The following is a 4,410-nucleotide window of genomic DNA, read 5'->3' on the forward strand; positions in this document are numbered from 1 at the left end:
CGTATTCCGCCACGCGATCGGGGGTGCCGATCTCTTCGAGCATCTTCAAGGCCGCCTCGTTGGCGCCGCCATGAGCGGGGCCCCACAGGCAGGCGATGCCGGCGGAGATGCAGGCGAAGGGGTTGGCGCCGGAGGAGCCGGCGAGACGCACCGTCGAGGTCGAGGCGTTCTGCTCGTGATCAGCGTGCAGGATGAAGATCCGCTCGAGCGCGCGCGCCAGAATCGGATTGACCTTGTAATCCTCGCAAGGCACCGCAAAGCACATCCGCAGGAAATTCGCCGCGTAGTCGAGATCATTCTTGGGATAGATGAAGGGCTGGCCGACCGAGTATTTGTAGGCCATCGCTGCAATGGTCGGCATCTTCGCGATCATGCGCATCGAGGCGATCATGCGCTGCTTCGGATCCGAGATATCGGTCGAGTCGTGATAGAAAGCCGAGAGTGCGCCCGTCACCGCCACCATGATCGCCATGGGATGCGCATCACGACGGAAGCCAAGGAAGAAGCGGTTCATCTGGTCATGCACCATGGTATGGCGCGTGACGCGATAATCGAAATCCGCCTTCTGCGTCGGGGTCGGCAATTCGCCATAGAGCAGCAGATAGCAGGTCTCGAGGAAATCGCCATGCTCGGCGAGTTGCTCGATCGGATAGCCGCGATAGAGCAGCGTACCCTCATCACCATCGATATAAGTGATCGAGGATTCGCAGCTCGCCGTCGAGGTGAAGCCGGGATCATAAGTGAAGGCGCCGGTCTGGGCGTAGAGCTTCGAAATGTCGACGACACCGGGGCCGATCGTGCCCTCCTTGTAGGGAAGCGTGACCTCGTTTCCACCGAGTTTGAGCGTGCTGTCCTTGCCGTCCATGACAATGGCCCTTTCGTTATGTACCGCAGCGTCGAGACCGGCCCGCACCTTCGTGGTGCCCTGAACCTGCGCCCCGCATGGCGGCGCTGTTGCAGCGTTGGCGTCTGGGTATCCGATCCACCCGCCATATTCAAGCGCGCGGGCGCATTCCCGCTACGCACAAAAACGCGACCCGGACCACCCGCATGGCAAGGCTGCACGCCGATTGTGCAGTGCTGCATTCACCCTGTGATCCGGTCGGCGATCCGGGCGAGGCATTCCTCCCGGCCCAGAACCGCCATCACATCAAACAATCCCGGCGACGTGCCCTTGCCCGTCAGCGCCGCACGCAGGGGCTGGGCGATCTGCCCGAGCTTGATCCCCGTCTCCTCCACATGGGCGCGCACGGCCGCCTCGGTGGTCTCGATATTCCAGTCGGCAATCGCCTCCAGCCGGGGCAGGATGGCCTCCAGCCTCGCAGATGCATCAGCATCAAGAATTTTGGCAGCCTTTGCGTCGAGCTGCAATGGCCGTCCAGCGTAGAGGAAGGATGCGGAATCGAGCAATTCGACCAATGTCTTGGCCCGCTCCTTCAGGCCGGGCATGGCGGCGCGGAATTTCTCGCGCAATTCCGGCGACAGCGGCGTGGACAGACCGCGTTCCGGCCCGATCTGCGGCAAAATCGCCTCCAGCGCCTCCAGAAGGCGGGCATCCTCGCTCTGGCGCAGATAGATGCCGTTGAGATTTTCCAGCTTGGCGAAATCGAACCGCGCTGGCGAGCGCCCGATCTGCGGCAGATCGAAGGCCTCGGTCATCTCCTGCGTCGAAAACACTTCCTGGTCGCCATGCGCCCAGCCGAGCCGCACCAGATAATTGCGCAAAGCCTCCGGCAGATAGCCCATCTCGCGATAGGCCTCGACCCCGAGCGCACCGTGACGCTTCGACAGTTTGGCGCCGTCCGGCCCGTGGATCAGCGGGATATGGGCCATCACGGGCACCTCCCAGCCGAGTGCCTCGTAGATCTGGGTCTGGCGGGCGGCGTTGGTGAAATGATCGTCGCCGCGAATCACATGGGTCACGCCCATATCGTGATCATCGACCACGACGGCGAGCATGTAGGTGGGTGAGCCGTCGGAGCGTAACAGCACGAGATCGTCGAGATCCTTGTTCTGCCAGGAGACGCGGCCCTGAACCTGATCGTCTACCACGGTCTCACCCTGCTGCGGCGCCTTGAGGCGCACGACCGGCCTCACGCCTTCCGGCGCTTCGGCAGGATCGCGATCGCGCCAGCGTCCGTCATAGCGCATCGGGCGCCCCTCGGCGCGCGCCTGCTCGCGCATGGCGGTGAGCTCTTCCTGCGAGGCGTAGCAATGATAGGCCTTGCCGGCGGCGAGCAGTTGGTCGACCGCTTCGCGATGCCTTTCAGCGCGGGCATGCTGATAGAAGACTTCGCCGTCATGATCGAGCCCCAGCCAGGAGAGTCCGTCAAGGATCGCCGCGATCGCGGCTTCAGTGGAACGCGCGCGATCGGTATCCTCGATGCGCAACAGCATCCTGCCCCCCATGCGACGGGCGTAGAGCCAGTTGAACAAGGCCGTGCGTGCGCCTCCGATATGCAGGAAGCCCGTGGGCGAAGGGGCGAAACGGGTAACGACCGGTCGTGACATCATGGGCCTCCGAATCCGGGGCGCGAACCGGCGCCCCGGCGCTCGTCTAGACCAAAACCATGGATAATGGAACAAGCCCAGCACCCCGTTCGCGACAGGATCATCCGGCACGGGTGCCGATGGCTTGCGGGATGGCTTGCGGGATGGCTTGCAGGATGGCGTGCAGAAAGCGTTCGCGTCTGCCGCATTTTCGTCGCCAAAGGCGGGCATCAGGGCTGAAGGTGCCGATTGCGTTGATTTCGTCAATGCAAAAGGGCATGTTGCAGCTTCATCGTGCCGTATGCGGCCCGCCTTCGTCGGAAATTGCCAGAAGCATGGTTCACGGGAACATGGCGACAGCAGCCTCATGAATATGCATAGCGGCGACATCGCGCGATTACGCGGCAACGGAACGACCCGGCGCGGCATCCGCGCCCGACCGGGCGACGGCGACGGCCCTGTCGGGCATGAGCCGCCCCTTGATCCCACCGGCGCCACACGTTTCGAGGAAGGGCGCCGCGGCATCAATCTGCGCTGGCTCGCCGGCGCGGTCATGACCGCCATGACAGGTGCCGTACTGCTCGGCAGCGCCATCTACATCGCCCTGGAAGGACGTTCCACGCCGATCCTGACACCGCAATTCGCCCTCGCCTCGCTCATACCCTCCTCCGGCGAGCCCGCCGAGACGGCGGCCAAGGGCGACAAGCTTGTGCGCACTGATTATACGGTTGCAGCCCGCAACACTTTTCGTACACCGGTGACCACCCGTGTCGGCGATCGTGAGGTGGTCTCGATTCGCGGTTTCACCCGTATCGCCACCAATCTCTCCCTCACCGCCGGTCAATATGCCACGGATATCCCCCGCTTCGATCCCATGAGCCTGATGGCTGGCGATTCGGAGAGCGTCAGCCGTGTCGCGGATGTCGGGCCGCGCATCGAGGAGGCCGAGGTCTCCTTCATGCGCCGCACGCTTGATCACGACGCCTTCACGGATTCCGCCCCCGCGCTGAGCGACAACGAGGCGGCGGCACAGGTGATGGAGGAATTGTCGCTGCTGCGCGAAGCACGACGCCGTCCGATTACGCCGATGGGGGCCCAGACCTTCCTCAGTCGCTCCCTCGGCGCCGCCCAGCCGGGCTTCGGTGATCTCGCAGGTTTGTCACAGCCGACGACGGAACCCTTCGATGCGATCGAAGTGCGCATTATCCCCGAGAACGTCTCCACCGTCGCCAAACGGCGCAGCCGTGCGGGTGAAGGCCGTCCGGGCGAGATCAGCATCGACGTCCTGCCGGGCGAGCCCTTCGTTGCGCAACTCGCCGCACAGGGCGTCGCGCGTGACGGGATCGAGGAGGCGATCGGCATGATCGGTGGTGAGGATGCGGTCGCGTCCATGCAGCCGGGCCTCGCCGCGCGTGCCCTCGTCGCGCCAGCCGAGCGCCCGAACACCCCGCAGGAGCTCAGACGCCTCGTCCTCTATGGCGAGAGCGGGGTCAATGCGATCGTTGCGGCCGATGATAGCGGGCGCTTCGCGGAAGTGCATGTCACCGAGGCGGATTTCCAGATCGCGGATACCGGCAATGACGACCGCCCCGGGCGCGCGTCCGGGGCGCAGCTCCATGACAGTCTGTATGAGACCGCATTCAAGCACGACCTATCGCCGGAACTTGTCGAGACGCTGGTTCAGATCTTCGCCTATGATCTCGATTTTCAGCGTCGCGTCTCGATCGGCGATTCGATCGATCTGTTCATGACGGAAGGAGAAGACCTGTCCGAGCCGGAATTGCTCTCGGCTGCGCTGACCATTGGCGGAGAAACGCGCCGGGTCTATCGCTTCGCCGATCCGGAAGACGGAACCATCGAATTCTTCGACCCTGAAGGACGCTCCTTACGCAAGTTCCTGATGCGCAAACCCGTGGCGGA

3 protein-coding genes are annotated in these 4,410 nt (G+C 63.8%); 1 reads left to right on the forward strand and 2 read right to left on the reverse strand.

Annotated elements, in window-relative coordinates:
- Both gltA and gltX read right to left on the reverse strand, forming a co-directional pair.
- Nucleotides 1-865 (reverse strand): citrate synthase (gene gltA / locus VKP01_RS08820; protein ID WP_324411779.1); only part of this gene is annotated, 865 nt, incomplete at its 3' end.
- A 221-nt stretch (nt 866-1,086) separates the two neighbouring features.
- Entirely contained in the window at nt 1,087-2,511 is a 1,425-nt protein-coding gene (gene gltX, locus VKP01_RS08825) for a glutamate--tRNA ligase (RefSeq protein WP_324411781.1), read from the reverse strand.
- A 346-nt stretch (nt 2,512-2,857) separates the two neighbouring features.
- Here gltX and VKP01_RS08830 point away from each other — a divergent pair.
- A partial coding sequence (locus tag VKP01_RS08830; protein ID WP_324411780.1) for a M23 family peptidase occupies nt 2,858-4,410 on the forward strand: 1,553 nt, incomplete at its 3' end.

The sequence above is a fragment of the Saliniramus sp. genome (assembly GCF_035311605.1).
Lineage (GTDB): Bacteria > Pseudomonadota > Alphaproteobacteria > Rhizobiales > Beijerinckiaceae > Saliniramus.

Bases quoted from the DNA above. Each gene is read 5' to 3' on its own strand.
- gltX (WP_324411781.1), bottom strand. From the start codon at position 2,511: ATGTCACGACCGGTCGTTACCCGTTTCGCCCCTTCGCCCACGGGCTTC.